Here is a 25750-nt window from a genome sequence, read left to right on the forward strand (position 1 = left end):
AATTTTCGGGGGAGCTTACACAAGGATATAACTTTGTTAATTCTTTTAATGATACTATTTATTTTGTAGCTAAGAGTATGGAAGTGTTTCCAAAGTATTACATAGATTTTGGTTCAAATAAAGTTTTGGAAGAAGACTTGGTTGGAAAAGGTTATATTTCTATTGTTGACGTATTCCAATTTATCAATTCCTCAGAAAAGTCTTTCAATGTTGGTAATGTAGTTGAATTAGAAACTTATTTAATGTATAGGTTTTTTAATCAAGGTCAGGCATTTCTTTCTGTGTATGATAAAAAGAAAGATGTGCTTAAGTCGGGAAAGAAAATTTCCTTTGATCACCTTGGTGTTCAAATAGTCCTTGACTTGGACGAAGAAATATCTTTTGGCACTATAGGGGATAATCGGGCATATATCGTAATTCCAGCGGAATCTAGTGTTTTAAAGCAATATCAAGAGGTTTTTAATGTTAAAGACGGAGACAATCCACTAATCATACTGTTTGATGAAAAGTAAACCAGTCATTCTTTTAAGCTTCATTTTAGGATGTCATTCTCCTCAAGTAGAAAAAAATAATTTGGAGATGACAGAAATTAGATCTTTAAGTGAATTGATTAATGAAAATTTAAATAGTGATATCTTTTATAAATTATATGAATTTGAGGCACAAAATGATGGATTGATATTTATTCTCCCTAATAGTTCTTGTTTTAATTGCTTTGAAGAATTAAACTCATCACTTAAAATGTATTTTGATCAAAATCCAACTATAAAACTTTATTTGTTTAGAAATGATAAAATAAAGGAAAGAGAAATTAGGTATTCATTACAAAGTGTTTTGCCACTTGAACAAATACAAATTTTTGATATTACTGATTACTCTTTTCTGAGTCAACATGAATTTTTTCCAAAGTTGGGATATTTCAAAAAGGGTAGAATTTGTTGTTTAGAAGTTTTTGAACAAGGGGATTATGGAAAGATTAGAAATTATTTTGATTATTTAGATTTTCGAAATTGATTTTATTTTAGGTTTTTTTGTGAGATCAGTTTTCCATTTTCCGGCAAGCTTTTTCTATCTTCAAGCACATATAAACCTATACACATGCCAGACCTCGCAGAAATTAACGAACCCATCTCAGAACTTTTCCACAAACCAAAAACCAAAGCAGACTGGGATCAATACAGACTAAGTAGAGAGCAAATTGAATTTTTTCACGAAAATGGATTTATCGCTGGGATCAAACTTCTTGATGAGAAACAAATTGAGGCTCTAAAAAGGGCCTTGGATGAAGTCATGGATCCTCAGCATCCCTTACATCATTTGTTCCATGAGTTTCACAGCAATGAGTCTGGAGATCCCAATAAGGTGCTTTTTCATTCTTTAGGCCATTGGCGAATCGCTGAAGCTTTTCATGATGTAATCTGGAATCCTGCATTTAGAATGGTTGCAAGTCAATTACTCGGAGATCGTGCAGTCCGATTTTGGCATGACCAACTCTTTTGTAAGCCCGCTCATCACGGGGGAAATGTGGCCTGGCATCAGGACTACAGCTACTGGACCCGAACTATAGAAATGCAACATTTGACTTGTTGGTGCGGACTGGATGATGCCACGGAAGAAAATGGCTGTTTGCAATATGTTCCCGGCTCGCATCGCTGGGGTTTATTGGAAAAGCCTGCACTTGCGGGAGAGATGGACGGTTTGAAGCAAATGATGACAGCTGAGCAGATAGCAGAGTTCAAGCCTGTAGCTATTCCATTGAAAGCAGGATATGCGGCATTTCATCATCCTTTGTTAGTGCACGGAAGCTTTGCCAATTACTCTGATCGCTCCAGGAAGGCTTTTGTTCTGAATGTATTTGCGGACGGAACCATTTCAAATTCAGATGAACCGCTTTTGGAGGGAGTGCCTGTAATTCCAAAAGGGCAAAAAATGGAAGGGAAATTTTTCCCGTTGATTTTTGATCCAGCGAATATTTAAAGACTGATTTTTTATAATTTTTTCTTAAAAGCAGTGCTTAGCTAATATTATGATTTATAAAAACCGAATCCGAGGCAAATAGATTTCTAAAGATCAAATAAATCCTGTAAAGTATTTTGATTTTTAGGGAGTCAGACCGGGGGGAAAGTTTAACTTAGCTGATTAAAATCTGAATAAGTCTACCAATAATCCGAGATTATTGTTGCTTGCAATATTTCAGACTTCAAATTTTATCTTTCAAAATTCTAACAATGGCTTCAGGATTATTTGCCCTTCTCGATGATGTAGCTACACTGATGGATGATGTCGCCAGTATGACCAAAGTGGCAGCAAAAAAAACAGCAGGAATTTTAGGGGATGATTTGGCGGTAAATGCCGAGAAAGCTTCCGGTTTTGTGTCCAATAGAGAGCTACCTGTGCTCTGGGCAATTACTAAAGGCTCCCTTTTGAACAAAATCATCATTCTCCCATTAGCTTTTTTGCTAAGTGCTTTTTTACCGGTTTCTATTACAATCATTTTAATCATCGGAGGTATTTATCTTGCTTATGAAGGTGCCTTGAAAGTCATGGAGTGGATCCTTCCAGAAAAAAACAAGGAAAAAGCCAAGCTCCAACCCGAATTGAGCAAAGTGCAAATTCTCGCGCTAGAGAAAAAGAAAATCAAATCTGCAATCACTACAGACTTTATCTTATCGGTTGAAATCATCATTATCACTTTGGGAGCGGTAGAGGGAGAGCCGTTTTTGAATCAAGTTTTGGTGGTCACCTTGATTGCATTAATCGCTACAGTGGGGGTTTATGGATTAGTGGCAGTAATTGTCCGTATGGATGAAATGGGGCAGAAGTTGATCAATTGGAATGAGGAGGACGACACCTTGTCTGATAAGGTTGGGATGGCCATGGTAGTAGGGCTTCCTTATTTGGTCAGATTCATCAGTATTGTTGGTACCATAGCTTTATTCTTGGTTGCAGGAGGTATTTTTACCCATAAAATCGACTTCTTCCATCATCTTCTCACAGGATTACCAACTATCTTAAGGGACTTTTTAATCGGTTTGATAATCGGTATTTTAGTATGGATTCCTATCCATTTGATAAAAACCAAGGTTTCAAAGAAAAACTAATTCCCATGAAAAGATTCCTTCCCTTGATACTTTGTGCATTTTTGATTTCTTGCGGGCTTAGCGCACAGCAATACCTACAATTTGAAGGAAAAGATGGACCCGGAAAGGGAAAACACATCGTTTTGGTAGCAGGAGATGATGAGTATCGCTCAGAGGAAAGCATGCCTATGTTGGCAAAAATTCTTTCAGAACATCATGGTTTTAAAACTACCGTATTATTCCCTATCCACCCTGAGACAGGTGATATAGTTCCAAACTATCAAAACAATATACCGGGCTTGGAGCAGCTCGCAACAGCAGATTTGATGATTATGTTGATCCGTTTTAGGGAATTGCCGGACGAGCAGGCACAGTATATTGAGGGCTTTTTGAAAGCCGGAAAACCTATCATAGGATTGCGCACCTCCACCCATGCCTTTGCTTATCAAAAGAATAAAGATTCTCGCTTCTCCAAATGGCATTGGATGAGTAAAGTGGAAGGTTGGGAAAGAGGTTTTGGTCAGCGGATTTTTGGAGAAACCTGGGTAAACCACCATGGAAATCATGGAAAAGAAGGAACAAGAGGATTGATAGATGGGGTAAAGCAAGCCAATGATCATCCTGTACTTCGCGGAGTGACTGATATATGGGGTCCTTCAGATGTGTATGGAATCAAACACTTGCCAGACGATGCCGAGATATTGGTATATGGACAGAGCACTGCAGAGCTCGATCCCAATTCTTCCTTGGTTTGGGAAAAATCCCTCATGCCTATAGCTTGGACCAAACCTTACCAAATCGAAAATGGAAAGCCCGGAATGGCTTTCGCTTCAACAATGGGAGCTTCTTTGGATTTCCAGAGTGAAGATTTAAGACGCTTGATTTTGAATGCTAGTTTTTGGCTACTGGGAATGGAAGATGACATCAAACCTGATCTATCGGTTGTTTTGGTAGGAAAATACGAACCTACTATGTTTGGTTTTGATACTTTTAGAAAAGGGATGAGAGTTTCTGATTTTAAGTAAAGTAAGCCTTAATGAATCAATAGCTAATAAGTATGATCTTATTTGTACCGATCATTCAGCCCTTTTCCTTCCAAGATCATGGGGATGATTTTCTCTAGGCGCGAAACTTGAGTTGCTTCCCGCTTGGCTTCTGTTATGTATTCCGCATACTCCTTTTGTTTATAGGGAGTAAGGAGTTCAAAGGCTTTTTTCAATTTTGAATCAGCCTTCAGTTTTTCTTTCAATAAATCTGGCAACTCCAACTCTTTTGATTTTTCTGGTTTCCAAACCAGTCCTTTCTGTTCGTTGGAAATAGCCTCCTGAACCAACTCTAAAAATACTTTTTCATCCAAATCCGCCTCAGATTCCATTCTCCATTGGCGCATGGCTTTGGTTTTTCCTTCCTGAGCATTGATCAAGACTTGATGCTGATCTTTTAAAAATACCCCATTATAAAACCAAACAGCGAAATGATGCTTCATTCCTGCAAAACCCAAGACGTTTTTTCCATCAAGGGTAAACACCGGCATTCCCCATTTTACAGTTTCAGTCAGTTCCGTAGCAGACTCTATTAAATTTCTGAGTCGGTTTTCCAGTTCTATCCATTGAGGGTTTTTGGGCATAGTAATGTGATTTTAGAGATAAGATGGTGGAAAATAATGAAATTGTTGAAACTCGCATTTATCGTTTTGCGGCTTTGCGTGCGGGAGATTTTCAGTGCCTGCCTACCGCAGGTACTAAAATATTTATCTGAAATGCATTTGAATAAATGCGCATATCTCCTAGTTTAACTAGCCTACCTCGTGAAGAACGAAACGGAATCATCACGCCTGAGGCAAGACTCGTGATATAGCCAGTGCTACTTTCTGTTTTCAAAGTATTTGTCGTCTTTTAAGTGTTACAAAGAGTCCGTGTGTAAATCCAATTATTATGTGTCCAATGATAAATAAAATTCCGAGTCCAAGTTGTCCAAGTCCGTATTCATCGTGTCCTGTCAATAGCTTGGAATAGGTAACCACAAATGTCATGTATGCAATTAGCACCAATGTGTGAACAGCAAATATTTTCCAAAATGACTTCCGTTTTGCTAACATTAAATATGTCGCAAGTAGCAGCAATGGAGAGGCTAAAAGTAATATGAGAAATACGCTATACATTTATTTTGCTGGTCTGTACATTGATAGATTTATTAAGGTTTAAGAGCTGGTCGATAAGAATTTTGTTTGTCACCCAAAGCAGTCCACCAAGAACGTAAGCAGCAATTTTCCAGTTTTCACCATGATAGATGAAGGAGTCGTGAAAAGTCTTTTCTATAACTACTTGCTCAAATGTCCACAGAATGAAATTCACAATAAAGCTTATAGCTGTCCAGCCAAATTTGTAGTTGGTTGTCAGGTAATAAAAAGTGATTTGCAAAACGAAAATTGTCAGGTAGATAACCGTCATAAAATACCAACCAATGTCAGGAAGCACAGCAAGCGTCCCTTCGACAATTAGTATAGTTAAAAGTGCCAGTCCAAGCCCTAGAAAGTAATGTATGGTCGTCTTTTTTAGCATTGGCTATACACTTTGTAAGCAGTATGTGCTTTATTCTATAATCATTTTATTGATTTTTGGTTGAACAATCCATATTCCAATTGGATAGAACCAAAATAGGAAAAATTCTCCTGCAAAGTCCGAAAAGTTAACTTCTCGTTGTAGTTCAACTGTTTTAAATGTCTTTGCTACAAAGTATAAAGAGTAAAATATGCAAAACATGGAGAATAAATGTAAAGGAACGATTACAGCAACTAAAACACCTATCAGGCCAACGCTTGGTTCTGTTCCATTTGTCATTAAACCGTTCAATTGGACTCCCATAAACAGAGTAACGAAAAGCAAGTAAACCATTGGTATAAAAAAGAAAATCTTAAATTTCTTTACTTTCATTTTTACATCTTCCGGTACTTTAATTTGAAGTCCAACTGCCACAGACCAAAACCAACCAAAAAATACTCCCGTGAAAATTATCATCATGATTGGGAAGAATTTCATATAGTTAAAAATAAAAGTTGGGTCAGGATTGTTTCCGGTTCCAACGTTTGTGAATATAGTTCCTACCATAAGGAATTGTAACATCATTGGAATTCCGAATGTCAATAAGAATAATTGCCAATGTTTAGCCTTTAAAAATTTTTCAGTCATTTTTATCTTACTCTAGTTTTTCTGTATAACTGTCAACTTATTTATTGTTAATATTTTTTAGTGACTATGCGCCCAGTTTGGATAGGTTTGCACGACTTTATATCTTTTTTTAGTCAATAGATTTTTACCTAATTCTGTCTTTTCAGACTCCTTGTCACTAAAAAGTTATGAAAAATAAGGAAGTCGTTAATCACTTGCAAGAGAGGTTTAGTCTATTAAGCAGAATTTGTTAGTTTTTTTCAAATTCAATTTTTCCAGTCTCTTTCCTTATTTTAATTCTCTCAAACCCAAAACCTATGAAAAATCTCCTGTCTCTTCTTGCTTTGGCTTTTCTTTTCTCCTGTCAGCAACCCCAAAATTCTACAGAAGTCAATATCTCCGAAATTCAGAAACCCCGAACCATCGTAACCACCGATGGAGAAATTGACGATGTGGATTCTTTTATCCGAATGTTGCTGTATGCCAATGAATTCAGAATTGAAGGCTTGATCTATTCTTCCTCCATGTGGCATTACAAAGGGGATGGGAAAGGAACTTCCTTTGTCTCCGAAATGGAGATGACCAAAAATATGTACGGAGCTCAGACAGATCTCCGATGGCCGGGAACCACTTGGATGAACCCGCTTTTGGATGCCTATGAAGAGGTTTATCCTAAGCTCAGTCAACATGCAGATGGTTTTCCCACAGCAGACTATCTGCGTTCAGTAGTCAGAGTAGGAAATATAGATTTTGAGGGAGAAATGGAAAAGGATACTCCAGGCTCTGACTTTATAAAAGCCAAATTGCTGGATGAGAATATGGAACCTATCTATTTGCAGGTTTGGGGTGGTACAAACACCATCGCACGGGCTTTAAAATCCATAGAGGATGAATTTAAATCGAGTCCGGAATGGGAGAAAATTTATCAAAAGGTCATAGATAAAGCTATCATTTATGCCATTTTGGATCAGGATGCTACCTATAGAAAATACATTGAACCTAACTGGCCGGATTTGAAGATTTATTACAACTCCAGTCAATTTTGGTGCTTTGCTTATCCCTGGAAAGAGGCAGTTCCTGAGTCACAGCATTATCTATTCGAAGGGGAATTTATGGGAAATGAGATTATCAATGACCACGGTCCTTTGCTTAAGCAATATTATAGCTATGGAGACGGGCAAAAGCAGGAGGGAGATGATGAGCATATTCATGGAGATCCTACTCAACTTGAAAATGCACAATGGGGATCTTTTGGGATTTTTGATTTTATCTCGGAGGGAGATTCTCCTGCCTTTTTGCACCTCATAGACGTGGGCTTGGATAATCTGAACCATCCTGAATGGGGTGGCTGGGGTGGTCGGCTGGTTCAGTCCTCCACCCAACCCAATCGCTGGGAAGATGGAGCAGCGGCACTAGATTATAGTCCTTTTAAGGATACCTTGGATCCCACTTATCCTCAAATCCGATGGATAGAGGCTATTCAGCAGGATTTTGCAGCCAGAGCAGATTGGTGCGTGAAGGATTACCCAAACGCCAATCATGCCCCTTTAGTTAAAGTAATAGGGACCGCCAGACCAAAAGCTAAAGCTGGTGCTAAACTCAATCTGGCAGTGGAAACTTCTGATCCGGATGGAGATGAGGTAGAAACCAAATTTTGGATCTATCAAGAAGTTGGAACTTACACCGGTAAGGCCAGCTTGAATGCTTCAGGGAATCAGGTAGAAGTTCAATTGGGTCCAAGCGCAACTGGTCAGCTTCATATAATCGCCGAAGTCAAAGACAATGGAATTCATCCCATGACTCGATATGCAAGGTTTGTAGTGGATGTAGAGTAGAGGCTAGAGATTAGATGCGAGAATATAGAAACTAGATGCGAGAGATTAGATGCAAGAAGCTAGAAATGAGATTCGAGAGACTAGAAGCGTGAAATACTGCCTACTGGCCACTGCCTACTGCAAACTACTTTTCCTCCAATGCCTCCCCATCAAACTGCACCCCTTCCCAACCGGAATTCATAAAGTTTCTGATGTTTTGATGGTCTTTTCCATTGGGGTTCAGCAACACATCTTTTCTGTAATAATCTCCAAAAAGTTGAAGGGCTTCTTCCTTGGATAATCCCTTCATTTTGGCAAAAGAAAGGATTTTACAACTCCCGTTATTATGCCCTGCTTCGTTGACTTCATTTCCATTAATAAAACGCGTTGGGGTAAAAGTATAGTGCTTTTCGATAAACTCGATTACCTCGGAAAATTGTATTTTATCGGGAGCGCTTTTCAGTTGGTCTAGCATATTAAGGATTGTTTTTTTTCACAAGTTGCAGTTTTTCTGATTATCAAGAAATCAAAAATTGATTGGTGGAAACAGGCTTTCAAGCAAGGTCATTCTGATCTGCTGTCTTCTGTCTTCGGTCTTCCTATTGCTTAAGCAAGGAAAATCCGGCAACGGATATAATTGCCGATCATCAGAATTTTAAAAAACATATTCCAAGCCTACAAAAAAGGATCTTCCTTCGGCTGGAATAATGCCTGGACCAGGATAACCTGCGGCTCTGCGGGTGAAATATCGTTCATCACTTAGGTTATTCACTGAGGTTTCGATTTTCAGACGTTTGATTTGGTATTGAAAAGTTAAATCCATTACCTGATAGGAGGGGATGATGCCTTCAACTGCAGAAGGAGTTCGCACAGCATTGGTGGCATCTGTGAAATGTTGCTGAACATAATTGTATTGAAAACTCATTCTGAATTTCTCCCTGCTAAATGAAAAGCCTGGCTTGATCATAACCGGAGGAACCAACTCCAATTGATTTCCTTCCACTCCTGACTCACCTGAGTTGATATACCTTGCCTGAATCAGGGAAATATTAGAAAATACAGAAAGCTTATACTTTTTATCATAGCCCAAAGCCTTGATCAAATTGACTTCTCCAAATGCCTCCATTCCTGCGCTATAGGCATCTGCTACATTGGTTCGAAATCTGAAAATCCTGAAATTCTCCGGATCAGTCTTCAACACTGCACCGATTCTGTCATTGTATCGGAGATAAAATAAGCTCACATCATAATTGAATAGATCGGCTTTATTCCCGCGAATACCTAAATCAAAGTTGTATCCGCTTTCGTCTTGAATATTTTCATCCACCACCAAATTGGGATTGTTTACCCGGATATCATTGAAATTGATAGATCTGTAGTTTTGGGAGAAATTCGCATAAATCTCCTGATTGGGTATGCCTTTGTAGCTGAGTCCTATCCCACCAAATAAAAAGGATCGGTCTCTGATTCTGGATTCATTTACCTGAAAAGTGGAGTCTACCGCAAAACCTGTTTGGGGATCCAGCTCCTTGGTAGTTTGGGTATAATAACCTTCTGCTTGGGTTCGTATCATCTCATATCTCAGCCCAGGGGTGATGCTGAAATTTGGGCCAACATTGAATACGTTTTCTGCAAATAGCGCCACATTTCTTCCCGGAAATTCATAGTCAGAATCTTCCAGATCGCCGGGATTCAAAAATCTGAAATCGGCCTCTTTTCCTGCCTGTCCCAATCCTTGTTTTCTAAGAGTTAGTCCCTGATAATACCTTGTTCCGATCAGTAATGCCTGTTCTTGCTTTCCAATTTGGTAGTTGTAGATCAGTCTAGCCTCAGAACCGAAATTCTTAAAATCATCTACAAATAAGTTTCTCTCATCATCCGTATCTACCCGGTCAATCCTCCCCAAATTTCCCAAGGCATCCCTTCCTCCGATCAATCCGAAATTTCTCCAGTTGAATCGAAGTTTTGCAGAGAGCTTGTAATCTACAAGTAGGGAAAAAAGGTTCCAATTGACCTGAAACCAGTTTCTTTCCCGAATGGACTGTCTTGCATTTTCTTCAAAAAGCGCATCTGTCAAGCCTCCAGGCTGCTGAGCCAGATAGTCCATATAGGTATATTGGCCCGTAATGCTTAGGTTTTCATTGGCTTCGAAAGTCAATGAGGTATAAGCCACTTTGGAATCAAATCCGCTATTGGGCCTCCAGCCATTTCCTCTTTTATACTGGAAAAAAGTATAATGATTGAACTTACCGACTTGTCCCCCAAGGCTGGAAAAGGTATTGAAAAAACCAAATGAGCCCACAGTATTCCGTAGAGTGACTTCTGCCTTTTTCTCTGGGTTCCCTTTTTTCATCTGGAAGTTCAGTAAACCGCCAAACTGAGTTCCATACTGCAAGGAGGCTGCTCCTCTTACCACTTCTATGCGTTCTACGCCTTCAAGTGATGGTGTGTAATAGCTTTCAGGATAACCTAAGGCATCGGCGCTGATATCATAGCCATTTTGTCTTACATTGAAATGGGAAGTTCTATTTGGGTCCAAGCCTCTTGCTCCAATGCCCAACTGTAATCCCGCCCCATCGTTTTCGTAGATATTCAGTCCCGGTACTTTGTTATAAGTCTGCCGGCTGTTGTTAGTTGCGAGATTGAGAGCCAGATCCTTCAGTTCTATTACCTCATTTTTCTTTCCTTCGAAAATATTACTTCCTTCAATAGCATTGAGCCTTCGAACACCAAAGGTATTGACGCGCTCATCTTGGATCGTCACATTTTCCAGTTCCTGGCTCAGTTCTTCCAGTTGAAAATCTTTTTTCAAAATTGCTTGATCAGCTCTTACTTCTATTTCTTCCTGAATGGTGCCAAAGCCCGTGAAAAAGACGACCATCCTATAATTTCCTGCCGGAACCCCAACCATTTCATAATTTCCCCTAGCATTTGTAATCGCTTGATAGTTGGTCTCTTTGAGATAAACCAAGGCTCCGGGCATCCCTTCCTTGCCACTTTTTACCGATCCTCTGATGATTACCTGGCTTATGGCGAGGTGACAGCATAGGATAAGAACTAAACTTAGGATGACTTTTTTCATTGATTTGAAAGTGGTAAAATCCAGTTTTTGGGAGCGAAACTATCTTTGATCTGGGTCAGGTCCTTATTAGGGTCCAAAAACAGCTGACTGCCTCTTCCATTTAGAGAGACATACACCTCAGCTCTAATTTCAGGCTTGGATATTCCTTGCTTTTTCAGGCTGTCCTCCAGAAAGTGAGCAAACTGAAGAATCATATCCGGTTGAGTGGACATCTGCTTTTCTTGCATGGGACTTAAATAGTCCTTTGGGTAGAGTTCCCAGCTTCTTCCTGTATCTGGATCTGTCACATGGAAGATGGCATAGCCGGCTTTTTCCATCAACATGACCCTCCAGGAAAATCTATAACCTTGCTCTGTCCAAAAAAGATTTCCGGGATAGAGCAAATACCTGAAAGGGAAAAGAATCTGAAAGCTGAAAAACAGAAAGAATAAACCTGTCAATAAGCTCAAATTCTGAGGCTTATATAGTATTTTCTCCTGTATAGCAACTTTTTCTTTATTGAAGAAAGCTTGAATTTTTAGATGCGTTTCAGCGCTAAAAAATACAGTAGTTAAGCCTATCATAATGAAAGGAAACATGCCGATTGGGAAAAGAATCCAGGTGGTAATATGAAAGACAACCACAGCCAAAAATGCCAAGCTTCTGTATTTTTTCGAGAATAAAAAGAAAGGGATGCTTAAATCATAAATGGCACCAAACCAACTGAAAAGGTATGCAACCCAGAGCTCATCTAAGAAAGGCCCAATCAATGGGAGGGAAGTATGAGGCGCTAACCATATTTTTAATGGAAGTGCTTCTATGAGCCATTCATGATTGAGCTTGGCTACACCTGCATAGAAATAAACAATCGCCAAGAGAAGCTTGACACTGAATATGAATCCATAGGGAACATGCGTGGCTACATTGTTTTTAATTCTTTGAGAGTCGATGGAGAAACTTTTATGAGCAGGCAAAAAAATCATCATAAAAGCCAATAAGCTCACAAAATAATAGTGATTCAAATAATTGGTCAGGTCAATCAGCTCCACATAAGTGAAGGACAGAAAGAAAATCACAGCGGAGACTCTATAAAACAAACCGAGCATGATGCTAATGCTCGATAGAATCATCAGTGCAAAAAGTACATACATCCAAGTAGGACCCGGATAGCTTACCCATTCGAAACCAAAATAGGAAAAATGGAAAATCGGCTCATTGTATTGGGTTTCTATCCAACCATACAATACAAATCGAAGAGTACTCCAAAGCATTAAAAAGCCAAAAAGCACCCTTAAATTACTTAAGGGTGCAATGCTACTTGGTTTGTTAAGAAATGCCAGGAATCTGTTGAGCACTTAATCTCCGTCGTTATCTTGATAGGAAATGAGAATACCTAAAGCGGAAGCCAAATCAACTTTGACAAGCACAACTGTTTTTTGAAGTTCCAAATAAGCCTCATTTGCAATGGTAGCTTGAGCTTCAATGGATCTACTGTATGGGTCAGAAATTTGATTCAGCTTGCTTAAGCTGTTCTGAAACTGTTGCTCCAAAGCGCTTGAAAGGCTTCCTCCTTTATACTGAGCATTCAGTTGATTGAGATATGCCAAAAGGCTTTGGGAGTTAGCTCCTTCTGAGGTTCTGGATCCTTTGAATACATCTATATAACCCTGAACATTGGATCTTGCCAAAAGCATACTATTTCCACTGTAATAAGCTTCTGCATTTTTAGGAATTAAAATTCCTTGAGATCTTTTTCCCAAAGGAATTCCCACCTTGGCATCTCTGGTAAATACCTCCAAAGACTGGGAAAGTGAATTGATCAATTGTCCTAAAGATGAACCTACATCAGTTCCTGTACGCTCCACAAAAGTAGAACGGTAATTTCCTTCTCCTGAATTCCAAGCCACGGATACTCTAGAAACCAAGGTTTGCATATCCTCAATGCTTGCTCTCAAATACTCTTTTCGGGTGGAGGCATTTGCATTGGTTGTGAAATCAGCAATGATATCAGCATCTGACTTATTATCTCCATAAAGCAAATAATCGATAGCCGGGAACCCTTTTTTGTTGTTATTGCTTAGAGATTGCAATTGGATATTACCTGTAGCGATGGCATTGTCAATTGCAAAATTATCTGTTGGAAAAGTGTTGACCTGTGCGCGTAGGGTCTGATCAAAAGCAGGCCCGAAGTCAAAGAATTCAACTTTTTGCCAGGCTACATAAGCTTTTATAAAGGTAGATCTAGCATTTCCCAAGGTAGCAGGGCTAGGATCATTCAAAAATGCCGTAATACTGGAATTCATGCCAGTCACCTCAGTATCCAACTGAGTATAAGCTGGTATAATAACTTGGTCTGCCAAGTTTTCCAGAAGAGGTTTTCTGTCAATTTGAACCTTTGTTTCTTCAGTTGAGTCAACGCAAGAAAACAGCATGACCAAAAGGCCTGCTGTTAACATAGAAAGTACTTTAATATTGATTTTAAAGGACATCTTTGATTGGGTTTAGTTCAGGATAAGCATTGCTTAATCTTTCTTTTGCTCTATTTAGACCATCCATAGTTACTTTCCAGAAGTTGCCTCCCTCACCAAAATCTTTGGTAAGGATGTCATTGATTTCCTGGTTAGTCAATTTCTTCATTGGGCTGTATTGGATAGCTTTCACAAAACCATAAGTTTCAGAAAGTAGGTGAAGCATGTTTCCGATATCGCCAGTACTTAGGGAGTTCATGGTTCTATTGATATAGTGAACTGTAGTTGCGGCAGTTACCAATTCATGTAGTTCGATGATTTTTTGCTTTTGAGTGTCTCTCAAAGCGTAGTCTTTCGCAACAATTGCTGCACGTCCGGTGATATAAGCTTGCATTAAGGGCTCATTCACATTCAAAGCTGCGTCTCTTCCATTGGTGTACTTGGCCCAGAATATATTTTCACTATCCTGCAGTACAGGATCTCCTGATGGGAAATCTCTCGGAACACCCCAGTATCCAAATGCTTCATCCCAATGATGCTCCATGGCAGTATAGTTTTTACCTTCTTCTAAAAGGGTATTCTCTATATCGTTGCCAATCTTGGATTCAGAAAGGTAAACGTTCATGATTTGGTCATAGAAAACCGCACCCATCACGCCTTTTTCAAACATCTCTTTGAATTCCCAGCCTTTTTCATTCACCAAGATGAAATTTCCGGAATTGCCTCTTTCGATCAAACCTGCTACTCCGTCTGAAGCTGTAGTTCTATTTTGAGCCATTTTGGCACTTGTAGAAGCTGCCTCACTCAATACAGACTTGATGAAATTAACCTCAGCAGGGTTGGTTTTATCTTCTAGTTTCTTGCTTGAGGCATTCAGTTCACTGCTTTCAAAAGGGCTGTTGTTATTTGAATACATGTTCAACAGCTTCGTAAGCGAGATTTCAGAACCATCATTTGCAGAAGAGATGTAGTTCTTGATTTCAGTAGTCATGTTCAAACGATCAGTTTGACCTTGATAACTTACTGTAGAAGAGCCGTTGCGCTCAAAGCTGTATGTATTAGGGATAAGGATACTTGGCTCTTCATTCGTGCTTTCACAGGCGAAAAATGGAGCCAAAAGGGAAACAAATAGTAATTTTTTGAATTTCATACTAGTTGGTGATGCTACCTTTTATTTAGACTGATTTTAATTACCCGACAAAAGTAGGGGCTCGGGTTAAAAAATCAAAGGTTAATTAGATTAATTTTAAATAAGAATAAGATAGGTAAAAAAACAAGAGGGTTGAGTCACTCAATACTAGTTGAGCTCTAATAAATTAACTTCAATTAAAAGTGTTTTTGGTCTATTTAAATTTTATTCCCGTAATGCTTTCACAAAGGCCTAACAATCGCTCTTGATAAATGGGATCATTTACAGCCTCATGACAAGGTTTTATTCGTTTGTGAAAAAAATAATGACCCGAAATCATTGCCTCTTTTTCCTGACTCTCTGCCAACCAAACCTGGGTTTCCATTCCTTTTTGAAGGTCGTCAGTAGCATTTTTACCGCCCATTTTGGTAGGAACCCAGCCGGGATCGACAGAATTAGAAAGTGTATTTGGATAGCGCTTTGCCAAAGCAGCAGCCAAAGTGCTCACCATTAGCTTAGTGTCAGAGTAATTGATGGAAGGTAAATCCTCTTTTCTGTAGATTGGTCTGCCGCCTAAATGCATTCCAGAACTGAGATATATAAGCCTTTTGGGGAGTTCCATAAGTGCTGTTAAAGAATAAGGAGCTAAAACATTCACCTGAAAAAGTGTTGCCGAATCGGCAGAGTAAACTCCGGCATTATGAATGATTGAATCCATTTTTCCGTGTACATTGACCTGGTCAGCAAGACTTTTTACTTCCTCCATCTTTGCTAAATCACCCACCAGAATATCAGCGGCCTCAGTAATTTTTCCGGCAAGAACTTCTTTCTTCTCTGTATTTCTGGCATGAAGAAAGACATTGTGCCCTGATTGAATCAATTTTTCAGCGGCCAGTTTACCCAAGCCATCGGATGATCCTGTTATAAATATCTTAGCCATTTCGTTTCCTTATTTCTCCATTGGATGCATTCGCAGTAATTCTTCTGCATTCCAGAACCCTTTTTTATCTTGAACCCCCTGCCTCACTTTCTTTACCAACTCAGGGGAAATAGGGGAAGCTTGATTTCCGAAAGAATTTCTCACATAAGTTAATACGGCAGCAACTTCAGTGTCATCCAACATTCCCTCATAAGGTGTCATAGGAACCTGACCAGGATATTGTCTTCCCGCCACCTCGATAGGGCCCATAATCCCTTTCAACACAATTTTGATCAGACGCTCTTCATTTCCGGTTACCCATGGAGTTCCCTTGAGTGGAGGAAACTGTGAGGCAGTCAAACCATTGCCATCCAATTGATGACAAGTAGCACAAAATCCCTCTCTCGCATAGATTTCCTTTCCCAAAACAAATAATTCTCGATCTGAACCTGTCAGAGAGGACTTGATGTCTTCTTCTTTCTTTTGAGCTACCGAGAGTCCATTGATATGAGCCACGGCAGTTTCCAAAGTTCTCGGAATCCAGGTGTTATCCTTGGGTTGATTTTCTGCCTCAGCTAAAATCGGCAAGCCTTTCTCCCTAGGTAACCAAGAAGCCGCAGCTATTGCTTCCATTCGCACCCTGCCATGAGGGTCTTTGACAGCCTGCATCAATAATTCAGCTTGATTTTCCACCTGATGCCCAGTATACCGAAGCACCCTTGTGGCAGCAGCTCTTACTTTATGATCTTCAGACTTTAATAAATCATTTAATAAGGATTGATCAACCTGATTGATTCCCCAAGTTACCCACAGGGCTTCCAATCTATGATGCTCATAATTTGGATCATTTTTATCCAAATTTTTGACCCATTCAGCAACAGCCTCACTGACTTGCTTTGGATCCCTCCCTCTCAACTCTCTACGGGTTCTGTAGCGGGTTCTGTATTCGGGCAATTTTAAATTTTCCAGGAGTTCAGGAATTTCTGCTCCGTCTATTTTTGCGGGAATTACCAAGGGTCTGGAAGGGTAGGTGACCCGATAAATTCTACCGTGAACATGGTCTCTGAGTGGGTCACGGGCATTGTGCTGCATATGTCCAATCAGGATATTATGCCAATCCACAATGTAAAGTGATCCATCCGGCGCAAATTCCAGATCGACTGGCCTGAAATTTCTATCTGTGGAACTGACCAGATCCTGTCGGTATTCGGCATGGAAACCCACCGAGTCCTCTACAATTTGATGCTGCTTGGTTCCCAAAAAGCCAATGGTATTATTTAATAAAATATCTCCCTGAACTTCATCCGGAAAATGCCTGCTGGAAACAAATTCCAGACCTGAAGTAGGTCTTACCATTTGCTCCTGCTCAATCAGGTTTGGTCCTTTGAAGTTATTGTTGCCATAGCGTGGAAGCGTAGACCCCGGAAGCATCCAGTTGAGATTGGGGCCCGAAGTTTCGAGATAAAAGTTTTGTCCCCAATCATCAAAGGCTATCCCCCACGGATTGGGAATGGGTACCTGATTGACTCTTTCAAGTTTATGTCTTTTGGGTTCATAGCGATAAAAACCCCCATTAGTAGCTCTTACAGGCCCATAAGAAGTTTCCACATTGGTGTGCAGAAATACGCCTTCGGCCATATAAATAGCGCCTGATTCATCAGTAGTATAGGCTGATATCGCGTGATGGGTATCATGATCATCAAACCCTGAAAGTAGAATGGTCTTTTTATCGGCTTTATCATCCCCATTTGTGTCTTGCAATAAAACCAAATTGGGAAGTTGGGACACATAAACCCCTTCCGCAGCCAATTCAAATCCCACAGGTAGGTGTAAATCTTCAGCGAAGACGGTTTGTTTATCAGCTTTACCATCTCCGTCAGTATCTTCCAAAATAATAAGCTTATCCTTTGGCTTGGGATCGCCAGGTTTGTAGTGGGGATAACTTGGCATCGTAGCTACCCAAAGTCTACCTTTATTGTCAAATGAAATTTGGACAGGGTTGGCTAAGTCCGGAAAATCCTCTTCTGAAGCAAATAATTCGATTTTATATCCTTCAGCGACTTTTAAACTTTTAAGTGCTTCTTCACCATATTTATACTCCAAACTCCCATTTGCCTGAGGATTGTAATTGGTTTCCACCTCGGGAAGAGAGCGGGTTCTTGCATCTGCTGCTGCCAGATCATATTTCTTTCCTGAATTGGCTTCCCAAATTGCGGAGTCGCGATTAGCAGTCATTTGCCTGATTTTCTCCAGTTCGTAAGGATAATTATCCGGGCCAAAAGGGTCATAGCGACGTCCGAATACGTGAACTCCATTAGGTATTTTATAGTCATTGTGCCATAACCAGTTTTTCTCCATGACAGCTGCATGAATTTCAGCGAGATGTTGTTCAGCCTTTCTTTTTTCTTTTCCGAAAAGTTCATCTGCCAAAAAAGTAGCAAAAAGCTTGTAGCCATCCTCATTGAGCTGTGATCCGTCTATTGTTAAATCCTCCTTTTCAGAATTATACCATTTTTGGCTGGCAGTAAAAGCGTTAACAAAAACGATTTCATGTTTTTTGGCCACTTCCTCCATACCTCGGACATATGCTTCAATGAGTTCATTTTGGGATTTTCCGTCTGGGACATCTAAATGATCGCTGAGATCTTCGATAGCTATAGGAGACACAAGGGCCAGTTGAGGGGCAGTCTTCCCATTGTACTGTTGAGCTTTGGAGTGGGTTATCCATGCCTCTAATTCTTCTTTGAAAATGGGGAGTTTTTCCAAGCCCTGAAAGGACTCATTGAATCCAAAGAATCCCACCACAATATCTGTTTGAAGCCTAGTCAACCATTGATCTGGCTTTTCTAAAAATCCCTCACTGTTGGAATAGGTGGCATACTCATCTTGAAAAACCTCTGCACCAGGAAACGCCCAGGGGTCATTGGTTCCGGATCTTGGTCTAAAGCCGGGAGTATCCCCTGGATCGCATAGATTTCTGATAAATAGCGTGCTATCTGGGTAACGAACATGCATTTCTGTTTCAAACCATCCATATTCCATCATTCTTGAGCCAAGGTTATTTCCCACCAAAGCTATATGTGCGTTCTGATGTAGCTGGACTGTCATTTTCTCCTTACAGGAAGAAAAAAAAGCTGTGAGCAGTAATAAACAGATGATTGAAAATTGCTTCATGGGTTGAGGTTATTTAGGCTGAAAGGATCCAGATTTTTTAGGCTTTTGAAAAATCTACTCTTTCTGAATTGATATCTCTAAAATATCTCCTTTCTGTCAAAACAGTCGAATTATTCTGAAAATACTCCTGAAATAAGGATAAAGTAAGTTGAAATTTTATGTAAACGGTAGATTGATTTGCAAGAAATTAAAAGATAAAAAAACTAAATTCAGGCTTGTACTAGCCCAATTAACCTATGAAAACCTTTCAGAATATATTTTTCATAATTCTTCTTACCGGGATCAGCTTTTCATGTGCCAAAAAAGAAGAATCAAGCCTGCAATTGACAGAAATCCCAAAAATTGACAAACTGAAACTTCCTGATGGATTTGTTGCCGAATTACTCTATAGTCCCGGAGAAATGGATCAAGGCTCCTGGGTTGCAATGACTTTTGATGATAAGGGCAGAATGATCACCTCGGATCAGTATGGGTTTTTATATCGTTTGGAGCTGCCTCCCATTGGTTCGGATACCTCAGTAAAACCCAAAGTTGAAAAATTGATTATCGGAGATATTGCAGAACCTCAGGTAGGAATGGGGTATGCACAAGGGCTACTTTATGCCTTCAATTCACTCTATGTCATGGTCAACCATCATTCAAATGAGACTTTTGCGAAGAGTACAGGGTTGTATAGAATTCAGGATTTGGATGGGGATGATCAATATGAAACTGTTTCCACTATCCGACTTTTAGAGGGTGAACCGGGAGAACATGGACCTCATTCTATGAAACTTTCTCCGGATGGTCAATCCATAGTTTTGGCAGCTGGAAATCACGTAGATGTTCCAGAAATGGATCACTACAGGCTTCCTCGTGTTTGGAGGGAGGATAACCTTTTTCCATTGATCAAAGATCCTCGGGGACATGCCAATAACCGAGAGGCACCGGGAGGTTGGATTGCCAAAATTGATCCGGAAGGGAAAAACTGGGAGTTGATTGCAGCCGGATTCAGAAATGAATTTGACATAGCATACAATGAAGTAGGGGATCTTTTTACCTATGACTCAGACATGGAGTGGGATTTTGGGATGCCTTGGTATAGACCTACCCGTATCTTGCATGTGACCAGTGGAGCTGAGTTTGGCTGGCGAACAGGAAACTCAAAGTGGTCTCCTGAATTTCCGGATAACTTACCTGCTGTATTGAATATTGGACAAGGTTCCCCAACCAATGTGATGTTTGGAACAGAAGCCAAGTTTCCAGCACAATACAGAAAAGCCTTACTCGCTTTCGACTGGAGTTTTGGGATAATTTATGCTATTCATTTGATTCCTTCTGGAGCAAGCTATGAAGCTACTGCAGAAGAGTTTATTTCGGGGTCCCCTTTACCTTTGACAGATGGAACCATAGGGCCGGATGGGGCCATGTATTTTGCCACTGGAGGCAGAAGGTTGGAGTCGGATTTATATAGAGTTTATTACAAAGGTGAACCTGAGGCCGCTGAGCCAATGGAAGTAGCAGACTTGCCTGAGGCTGCAAAGATTAGAAGAGATTTGGAGAAGTATCATTCTAAAAATGCAAGTTCAGAAGGATTGGATTTGGCCTGGGCAAATCTGGCTCATGCTGACCGATTTGTTCAATATGCTGCCAGGTTAGTATTGGAACATCAACCTATTGAGCTGTGGAAATCCAAAGCATTGAATGAATCAGATCCTGTGAAAAAGACTCAGGCAGTCTTGGCTTTGGCTAGACAAGGCAAGGATACAGATGCTGTGCCTATGCTTCGATCATTAATGGAGATTGACTATGCAAGTCTATCAGAAAAGGCGAAAGGAGACCTATTGAGAACTTTTGAGGTGATTTTATATCGTTATGATCAGGCTGCAACACCAATCAAGGCAGACTTAGTTGCTTATCTCAATCCTAATTTTCCCGCAAAGGATAATTTGCTTAACCGTTCTCTCGCTGTCCTATTGACTCATCTGGATGCTCCTGATGCAGTGGAGAAAACTTTGGCTTTGTTGAAAAATGCCAAGGATGATGAAAATTATCAGAAAACAGTCACTTCTTCTTCGGAATTGATTTTCCGAAACCCTCAATATGGATTGGATATAGCCAATATGTTGGCCAATGTTCCTCCTGCTCAGCAAACCTATTTTGCGACTGTTTTGGGAGGTGCTAATTCAGGCTGGACCGAAGATACCAGGAAGGAGTATTTCTCTTGGATTAAGAATGCTTTGACCAATTACAAGGGAGGAAGGAGCTATGTTGGTTTTTTGGACCGGGCTAGAAAGATGGCTTTGGCTAAAGTTGCGAAAGAGGACTTTGACAGATTTGATGAGCTATCAGGAGGAAAATTGTTGACAAGCAGTGGGAATGATTTGGCTGGGGAGGGGATTCAGCCTGAAGGTCCAGGGAGAAGGTGGACCGTGGAGGAAGCTTTGCCTTTGGTAGACAGCCTTCAAGCTAGAGATTTTGTAAGAGGCAAAGCCATGTATGCCGCAACCCTTTGTCAATCCTGTCACAGTATGCAGGGTGAGGGCGGAGTGATTGGTCCGGATTTGACCCAATTGGAATCTAGGTTCTCTAAAAAGGATATTTTAGAAGCTACGATTAATCCTAGTCAGACTATTTCAGAGCAGTATCATGCCACGGTTTTTGAATTGAAAGAAGGTGGGTCTATAGTCGGAAGATTGACCGATGAAGATGGAGCCAATTATTATGTTTCTCAAAACCCATTTGCTCCGGACCAATTGAGAAAGATTCCTAAAAATACGGTTGCTTTCACTAAAAATTCCGAGGTTTCAATCATGCTTCCAGGTTTGATAAACAGATTGAATGAGGAGGAGTTGAAGGACTTAATGGCTTACCTGATTTCCGGTGGAAATGAAAATCATCCGGTATTTCAAAATAAGGCCACAGCTCAAAAATAATATAAGGCACAATCATCATTCATTCTGAGAAATATGAAAAATATAATTTTCTATCTGGTTTTAATTGTCGGGTTAATTGGGTGTAAGAATGAATCTTCTGATTCTTCAGAAACCGGAAAAGAAGTGGAGACTGTACAAGTGATTCCGATCCAAACTCCTAAGGGAGAATTTAAAGTTTGGACCAAAAGGGTAGGAGACAATCCTACTATGAAAGTATTATTGCTTCATGGAGGGCCCGGAATGACTCATGAACAGTACGGTAATTTTGATGAGTATTTACCTCAGGAAGGAATAGAGTTTATTTGGTATGATCAATTGGGCTCTGCGCATTCAGATCAGCCCGAAGATTCTTCTCTATGGACAATTGAGCGCTTTGTGGATGAAGTGGAGCAAGTGAGAAAAGCCCTAGGTCTAAACAAGGATAATTTTTATTTACTCGGTCAATCATGGGGTGGTATGCTGGGGATGGAGTATGCATTCAGACATCAGGAAAACCTGAAAGGTCTTATTATCTGTAATATGATGTCAAGCTTGGATGAGTATGAAAAATACGCCAAAGAAGTGCTAGGGCCTCAGATGCCAGCAGAAGTGTTTGCTGAAATAATGGAGATCGAAAAAAATATGGACTTTGAGAATCCGAGATACATGGAATTACTGGAAGTTCACCATTACCCTCAGCATGTATTAAGAATGCCAGCAGGTCAGTGGCCTGAGGAAATTAACCGTATGATGACTCAGGTAAACCCTGATGTATACATTTATATGCAAGGATATAGTGAGTTTGGAATTACTCCTGGTGCAAGTTTAGAAGGTTGGGATGTAAGAGAAAAGCTAAAGACTATCACTGTTCCAACTCTAGTGGTTGGAGGATCCCATGATACTATGGATCCTAAGCATATGGAGTGGATGTCCAAACAAATGGGAAATGGAAGATTTTTACTTTGCCCAAATGGTAGTCATCTAAGTCAATATGATGATCCTTCCCACTTTTTTCCCGGAATAATCAAATTTATCAAAGATGTAGATTCTGGAAGTTTTTAAAGCTTCAATCACAAAACCTGATACACCACAATAAAGTGGGAGAGTGTACCTAAAAGTACGAATACGTGCCAAACCGTGTGAAAGTAGCGTCTATTGCTCATGATGTAAAAAATCACCCCTAAGGTGTAGCTCAAACCTCCTGCAGCCAGCCAGAAAATATTTTCAGTACTTAAGTTCTGGATGATGGAATCATAAATAAACACTGAGATCCAGCCCATCAGTAGGTATAAACCCACTGACACAAATTTGAAACGGCCGGTGAAGAAGATTTTGAAGAGAGTTCCGACAAGAACAAAACTCCAGATCAATCCTAAAAAAGGCAACGCTTCTTCTTTGGGCAACACAGCCAAAACCATGGGTGTGTATGTTCCTGCAATCAGGAAATAGATGGAAATATGATCGCTCTTTTGAAGTAGAGCTTTCCATTTTTGATTGGAAACAGCATGATAAAGCGTAGAGCTTGCGTAAACCATCAGCATTCCCAAACTAAAAGCAATAGCGGAAGCAAAAGTCCAAGAATCATTGCTTTCAAAGGCTTTCCATAATAAAAAAGGAATTCCGATTAAGGCTAGCAGAACACCAATCCCGTGAGAAATTGTATTTGCAATTTCTTCCATTTTGGTTTGGGGACGTTTTGATTTTTTGCTTGCCATACTTAAATCGAAGAAAAATCAGGCCAAAATAGTTCGGGGAATAAAAAAATGAGGCTGTCTCATAAATCGGTCTAATGTCAGCCTGAGCGCCTGCCTGTCGCAGGCAGGGAGTCGAAGGCTATTTCTATTGTTTTAAGCACATTTCGATCCCGTACAGTTGTCGGGACGCTCAATGTGACAATTTTCACCTTTGGGACAGCCTCATTAAGAAGTAATACTTTTTTATTTAGAACTGGCTTTTGAACTGTTCCATTTTTTGATCTACCATAGTATCCACTGGGAAAGAAACCATTACACCTTCCCAAGCCATAGTCACAGTAGCCACCTTATTGTCTCCTGCAGAAATATGATATTGCAATCTTTCTGTATTGCCACCTCTTTGAGTGCTTGCTTTGAAAGAAACAGCATCATCTTTAGCTACTGCCTCTTCGTCTATTTTACCATCTTTCATGTAGGCAAAAACAGAAGCGGCTTTACTGTTTAGATGCACTGTCCAGTCGCCAGACTCAGCTGGAGTCATGAAAATAGAGTATTTACCCGCTCTAAGCGTTTTACCACCCACACTTACTGGAGTGCTGAATTCAATTACAGTTTGAGCATTTGCACCAGCTCTCCAAGTCACTCCATACTTTTCTATTTCTCCAAAGATTTTTCTTCCCTTGACAGCAGGAGAAGAGTAATCAATGCTGATTTTAGTGAATCCTACCACCTGCGAAACAGAAGCTGCAGGGCTTAGTGCAGGGCTTTGCAACTGCGCAAAAGCTGAAAATGAGCTTGCCAACAATAGGGCAAATGCTAAAAAAAGAGATTTTGAATTTTTCATATCTGTTTGGTTTTGGGTTTTGTTTGGAAAGCTAACAAAAAATAAGGAAGCTTGTTTGATGTGGGTTGTTCTTTATTTGATTCCCATATAAGACCTGATCAAAGTGTCAAAATCACCCAAAGATTTGTCGTTATATACTTTTATGAACTGTCCAAACTGTAAAAATCCATAAATGAACGGGTTGGAAGACACCTGATCGTAGTTTTTGTTGAAATATTCTTCTACCGTCATCCCTTTAGGTACCGGGTTTGGTAAGATACCCATGATGTTCTGCGCAAAATCATAACAGGATTTCAGATTAGCCTCTTGCCCATGTTTTCTCCACCATTGCATCCCAATTTGATTGGCAAAAAGTTCGTTTTTGTAAGAGCCTTTTTCGTCTCCTTTCACGAAAAACTGAACTCCATGTCCCAATTCATGCGGGAGGTAGAAACCATTGAAGAATAGTCCGAATAGGATTTTCCCTGCTTCTTTAGAACCACCCATTTGATCAAAAAAGCCGATTGCTTCTTTTTTTAATTGGTCCCAAAGAGGAAGGTTTACTGTTTTGGTGGAAGGGTCAAAGAATACTAAGGCAGGGGTGGTGTTGATAATCACTTTTACATCAAATTCCTGAGAAGGATTGATTTGGTGGATATCTGAAACAAATTGATTGGTGATGCTTTTTCCATCAGCAATTAATTGATCTGTAGAGGAAAAAGTATGAAACCAATCATTAGGGATGGTTGACATAATTAGAAAATTTATTGAATTTGAATATAGGAAATTAAAGCGTTAAAAATTGAATATCAGCTGTTTTTCCAATCCCATAATACAATTTCCCATTCCTCATATTCATCCTGAAAAGTGTGGATAGTTTGAAAGCCAATCTTTTTATGAGCGCTTAAGGAACGTAAGTTTTTTTTTGAGATTTCGGTAATGGCAAAGTCATATTTCTTGCTGAATAATTCTTTGTATGCAGCATATGCATTTGCAAATAGACCTTGTGACCTGAATTCTTTGGCTACGCAAACTTGCCCAATCGCCAGGTAGCTATAGCTTGATATTTTCTGGCCTTTCCAATCTATTTGGTCAAACTGCTCAAACATGGGTAAGAGCATTGGAATAGAAGTTCTTGAACCAGGCGGCATGGCCAAAATGTAAGCGATCACTTCATTGTCCTGGATGGCGATGAGTTGCTCTTCAAACTCATTCAACTTTGTTAAATCTTCCAAACTGTGACATACCCGAACGAAGCCTTCTTTTTGAATAGTTTCAAGACTTAGATTTTGCAAAAGATTGGCTTGCTGCAAAGCAATTATTCCCTTGAAATCCTCACTATTTTGAGCTTTTCTGAAGTGATAGTCCATATTACTTAAAAATGGAAGTCTTTGTTAATTAATAAGATAGGATTGATTAATTCAGGGTTTCTGGCCGTATCTATCTTGAAAATTGAAGATAAATTGAAAATAAATTAGTTCGAAAGAAACAGGAAAAATAAAATATTGATGTAGGTATGAAAAAGAA

At 39.8% G+C, this 25750-nt stretch carries 22 protein-coding genes; 8 read left to right on the top strand and 14 right to left on the bottom strand.

Annotated features, from left to right (window positions below):
• From B2906_RS00520 to B2906_RS00540, 5 genes are all read left to right on the top strand, one after another.
• Positions 1–512, top strand: a 512-nt coding sequence (locus tag B2906_RS00520) for a 6-bladed beta-propeller (RefSeq protein WP_286935215.1), incomplete at its 5' end; no start/stop codon positions are given.
• Positions 502–1014, top strand: coding sequence for a hypothetical protein (locus B2906_RS00525; protein WP_286935216.1), 513 nt, complete (start codon positions 502–504; stop codon positions 1012–1014). The genes B2906_RS00520 and B2906_RS00525, both read left to right, overlap by 11 nt.
• An 84-nt stretch (positions 1015–1098) precedes the next feature.
• Entirely contained in the window at positions 1099–1977 is an 879-nt protein-coding gene (locus tag B2906_RS00530; protein WP_286935218.1) for a phytanoyl-CoA dioxygenase family protein, read from the top strand.
• 251 nt (positions 1978–2228) lie between these two features.
• Positions 2229–3101, top strand: a complete 873-nt coding sequence (locus tag B2906_RS00535) for a DUF808 domain-containing protein (protein WP_286935220.1) — start codon at positions 2229–2231, stop codon at positions 3099–3101.
• Positions 3102–3106: 5 nt separating this feature from the next.
• Positions 3107–4105, top strand: a complete 999-nt coding sequence (locus B2906_RS00540; RefSeq protein WP_219956745.1) for a ThuA domain-containing protein — start codon at positions 3107–3109, stop codon at positions 4103–4105.
• Positions 4106–4143: 38 nt separating this feature from the next.
• Here the strand turns inward: B2906_RS00540 and B2906_RS00545 are convergent, their stop codons facing one another.
• The 3 genes from B2906_RS00545 to B2906_RS00555 all read right to left on the bottom strand — a co-directional run bounded on the left by B2906_RS00545 (position 4144) and on the right by B2906_RS00555 (position 6268).
• The gene (locus tag B2906_RS00545) at positions 4144–4707 is read right to left on the bottom strand and encodes a YdeI/OmpD-associated family protein (protein ID WP_286935222.1); all 564 of its coding nucleotides are present in this window, start codon (positions 4705–4707) and stop codon (positions 4144–4146) included.
• A 526-nt stretch (positions 4708–5233) separates the two neighbouring features.
• On the bottom strand, positions 5234–5641 hold the full coding sequence (locus B2906_RS00550; RefSeq protein WP_219956743.1) for a hypothetical protein: 408 nt from the start codon (positions 5639–5641) through the stop codon (positions 5234–5236).
• 30 nt (positions 5642–5671) lie between these two features.
• Entirely contained in the window at positions 5672–6268 is a 597-nt protein-coding gene (locus B2906_RS00555; protein ID WP_219956742.1) for a hypothetical protein, read from the bottom strand.
• Between the two features lie 296 nt (positions 6269–6564).
• Here B2906_RS00555 and B2906_RS00560 point away from each other — a divergent pair, with 296 nt between their 5' ends.
• Positions 6565–8082, top strand: coding sequence for a DUF1593 domain-containing protein (locus tag B2906_RS00560; RefSeq protein ID WP_219956741.1), 1518 nt, complete (start codon positions 6565–6567; stop codon positions 8080–8082).
• A gap of 124 nt (positions 8083–8206) precedes the next feature.
• On the opposite strand, the gene B2906_RS00565 is transcribed toward B2906_RS00560, so the two are convergent.
• The 7 genes from B2906_RS00565 to B2906_RS00595 all read right to left on the bottom strand — a co-directional run bounded on the left by B2906_RS00565 (position 8207) and on the right by B2906_RS00595 (position 18812).
• Entirely contained in the window at positions 8207–8536 is a 330-nt protein-coding gene (locus tag B2906_RS00565; RefSeq protein ID WP_286935223.1) for a HopJ type III effector protein, read from the bottom strand.
• 180 nt (positions 8537–8716) lie between these two features.
• Positions 8717–11143: a TonB-dependent receptor gene (locus B2906_RS00570; protein ID WP_286935224.1), complete on the bottom strand. Its 2427-nt coding sequence runs from the start codon at positions 11141–11143 to the stop codon at positions 8717–8719.
• A complete protein-coding gene (locus tag B2906_RS00575) occupies positions 11140–12477 on the bottom strand; it encodes an HTTM domain-containing protein (RefSeq protein WP_286935225.1) in 1338 nt (445 codons plus the stop codon). Before B2906_RS00575 ends, B2906_RS00570 begins: the two co-directional genes overlap by 4 nt.
• The gene (locus B2906_RS00580) at positions 12478–13611 is read right to left on the bottom strand and encodes an imelysin family protein (RefSeq protein WP_286935227.1); all 1134 of its coding nucleotides are present in this window, start codon (positions 13609–13611) and stop codon (positions 12478–12480) included. It lies immediately after the preceding gene.
• Positions 13601–14740 carry a DUF4856 domain-containing protein gene (locus B2906_RS00585; RefSeq protein ID WP_286935228.1) on the bottom strand — a complete coding sequence of 380 codons (1140 nt, stop codon included), beginning with the start codon at positions 14738–14740 and terminating at the stop codon, positions 13601–13603. Before B2906_RS00585 ends, B2906_RS00580 begins: the two co-directional genes overlap by 11 nt.
• A 193-nt stretch (positions 14741–14933) precedes the next feature.
• On the bottom strand, positions 14934–15659 hold the full coding sequence (locus tag B2906_RS00590; RefSeq protein ID WP_286935230.1) for an SDR family NAD(P)-dependent oxidoreductase: 726 nt from the start codon (positions 15657–15659) through the stop codon (positions 14934–14936).
• A 9-nt stretch (positions 15660–15668) separates the two neighbouring features.
• A complete protein-coding gene (locus B2906_RS00595; protein WP_286935232.1) occupies positions 15669–18812 on the bottom strand; it encodes a PVC-type heme-binding CxxCH protein in 3144 nt (1047 codons plus the stop codon).
• A 236-nt stretch (positions 18813–19048) separates the two neighbouring features.
• Here B2906_RS00595 and B2906_RS00600 point away from each other — a divergent pair, with 236 nt between their 5' ends.
• Entirely contained in the window at positions 19049–21727 is a 2679-nt protein-coding gene (locus B2906_RS00600; RefSeq protein WP_286935233.1) for a c-type cytochrome, read from the top strand.
• 33 nt (positions 21728–21760) lie between these two features.
• The gene (locus tag B2906_RS00605) at positions 21761–22768 is read left to right on the top strand and encodes a proline iminopeptidase-family hydrolase (protein ID WP_219956733.1); all 1008 of its coding nucleotides are present in this window, start codon (positions 21761–21763) and stop codon (positions 22766–22768) included.
• 8 nt (positions 22769–22776) lie between these two features.
• Here B2906_RS00605 and trhA read toward each other — a convergent pair whose 3' ends face one another.
• The 4 genes from trhA to B2906_RS00625 all read right to left on the bottom strand — a co-directional run bounded on the left by trhA (position 22777) and on the right by B2906_RS00625 (position 25593).
• Positions 22777–23385: a PAQR family membrane homeostasis protein TrhA gene (gene trhA / locus B2906_RS00610; RefSeq protein WP_219956732.1), complete on the bottom strand. Its 609-nt coding sequence runs from the start codon at positions 23383–23385 to the stop codon at positions 22777–22779.
• Between the two features lie 262 nt (positions 23386–23647).
• A complete protein-coding gene (locus B2906_RS00615) occupies positions 23648–24244 on the bottom strand; it encodes a DUF2911 domain-containing protein (RefSeq protein ID WP_286935234.1) in 597 nt (198 codons plus the stop codon).
• 72 nt (positions 24245–24316) lie between these two features.
• A complete protein-coding gene (locus B2906_RS00620; protein ID WP_286935235.1) occupies positions 24317–24976 on the bottom strand; it encodes a hypothetical protein in 660 nt (219 codons plus the stop codon).
• Between the two features lie 56 nt (positions 24977–25032).
• Positions 25033–25593, bottom strand: a complete 561-nt coding sequence (locus B2906_RS00625; RefSeq protein ID WP_286935236.1) for a GNAT family N-acetyltransferase — start codon at positions 25591–25593, stop codon at positions 25033–25035.
• Between the last annotated feature and the right edge of the window lie 157 nt (positions 25594–25750).

The organism is Algoriphagus sp. UBA3586, from assembly GCF_002376385.1.
Taxonomy (GTDB): Bacteria; Bacteroidota; Bacteroidia; order Cytophagales; family Cyclobacteriaceae; genus Algoriphagus; species Algoriphagus ornithinivorans.

Excerpts from the sequence above, each read along its gene's own strand:
- B2906_RS00525 (WP_286935216.1), top strand. The coding sequence starts at position 502 with ATGAAAAGTAAACCAGTCATTCTTTTAAGCTTCATTTTAGGATGTCAT.
- B2906_RS00530 (WP_286935218.1), top strand. The coding sequence starts at position 1,099 with ATGCCAGACCTCGCAGAAATTAACGAACCCATCTCAGAACTTTTCCAC.
- B2906_RS00535 (WP_286935220.1), top strand. The coding sequence starts at position 2,229 with ATGGCTTCAGGATTATTTGCCCTTCTCGATGATGTAGCTACACTGATG.
- B2906_RS00540 (WP_219956745.1), top strand. The coding sequence starts at position 3,107 with ATGAAAAGATTCCTTCCCTTGATACTTTGTGCATTTTTGATTTCTTGC.
- B2906_RS00545 (WP_286935222.1), bottom strand. The coding sequence starts at position 4,707 with ATGCCCAAAAACCCTCAATGGATAGAACTGGAAAACCGACTCAGAAAT.
- B2906_RS00550 (WP_219956743.1), bottom strand. The coding sequence starts at position 5,641 with ATGCTAAAAAAGACGACCATACATTACTTTCTAGGGCTTGGACTGGCA.
- B2906_RS00555 (WP_219956742.1), bottom strand. The coding sequence starts at position 6,268 with ATGACTGAAAAATTTTTAAAGGCTAAACATTGGCAATTATTCTTATTG.
- B2906_RS00560 (WP_219956741.1), top strand. The coding sequence starts at position 6,565 with ATGAAAAATCTCCTGTCTCTTCTTGCTTTGGCTTTTCTTTTCTCCTGT.
- B2906_RS00565 (WP_286935223.1), bottom strand. The coding sequence starts at position 8,536 with ATGCTAGACCAACTGAAAAGCGCTCCCGATAAAATACAATTTTCCGAG.
- B2906_RS00570 (WP_286935224.1), bottom strand. The coding sequence starts at position 11,143 with ATGAAAAAAGTCATCCTAAGTTTAGTTCTTATCCTATGCTGTCACCTC.
- B2906_RS00580 (WP_286935227.1), bottom strand. The coding sequence starts at position 13,611 with ATGTCCTTTAAAATCAATATTAAAGTACTTTCTATGTTAACAGCAGGC.
- B2906_RS00585 (WP_286935228.1), bottom strand. The coding sequence starts at position 14,740 with ATGAAATTCAAAAAATTACTATTTGTTTCCCTTTTGGCTCCATTTTTC.
- B2906_RS00590 (WP_286935230.1), bottom strand. The coding sequence starts at position 15,659 with ATGGCTAAGATATTTATAACAGGATCATCCGATGGCTTGGGTAAACTG.
- B2906_RS00595 (WP_286935232.1), bottom strand. The coding sequence starts at position 18,812 with ATGAAGCAATTTTCAATCATCTGTTTATTACTGCTCACAGCTTTTTTT.
- B2906_RS00600 (WP_286935233.1), top strand. The coding sequence starts at position 19,049 with ATGAAAACCTTTCAGAATATATTTTTCATAATTCTTCTTACCGGGATC.
- B2906_RS00605 (WP_219956733.1), top strand. The coding sequence starts at position 21,761 with ATGAAAAATATAATTTTCTATCTGGTTTTAATTGTCGGGTTAATTGGG.
- trhA (WP_219956732.1), bottom strand. The coding sequence starts at position 23,385 with ATGGAAGAAATTGCAAATACAATTTCTCACGGGATTGGTGTTCTGCTA.
- B2906_RS00615 (WP_286935234.1), bottom strand. The coding sequence starts at position 24,244 with ATGAAAAATTCAAAATCTCTTTTTTTAGCATTTGCCCTATTGTTGGCA.
- B2906_RS00620 (WP_286935235.1), bottom strand. The coding sequence starts at position 24,976 with ATGTCAACCATCCCTAATGATTGGTTTCATACTTTTTCCTCTACAGAT.
- B2906_RS00625 (WP_286935236.1), bottom strand. The coding sequence starts at position 25,593 with ATGGACTATCACTTCAGAAAAGCTCAAAATAGTGAGGATTTCAAGGGA.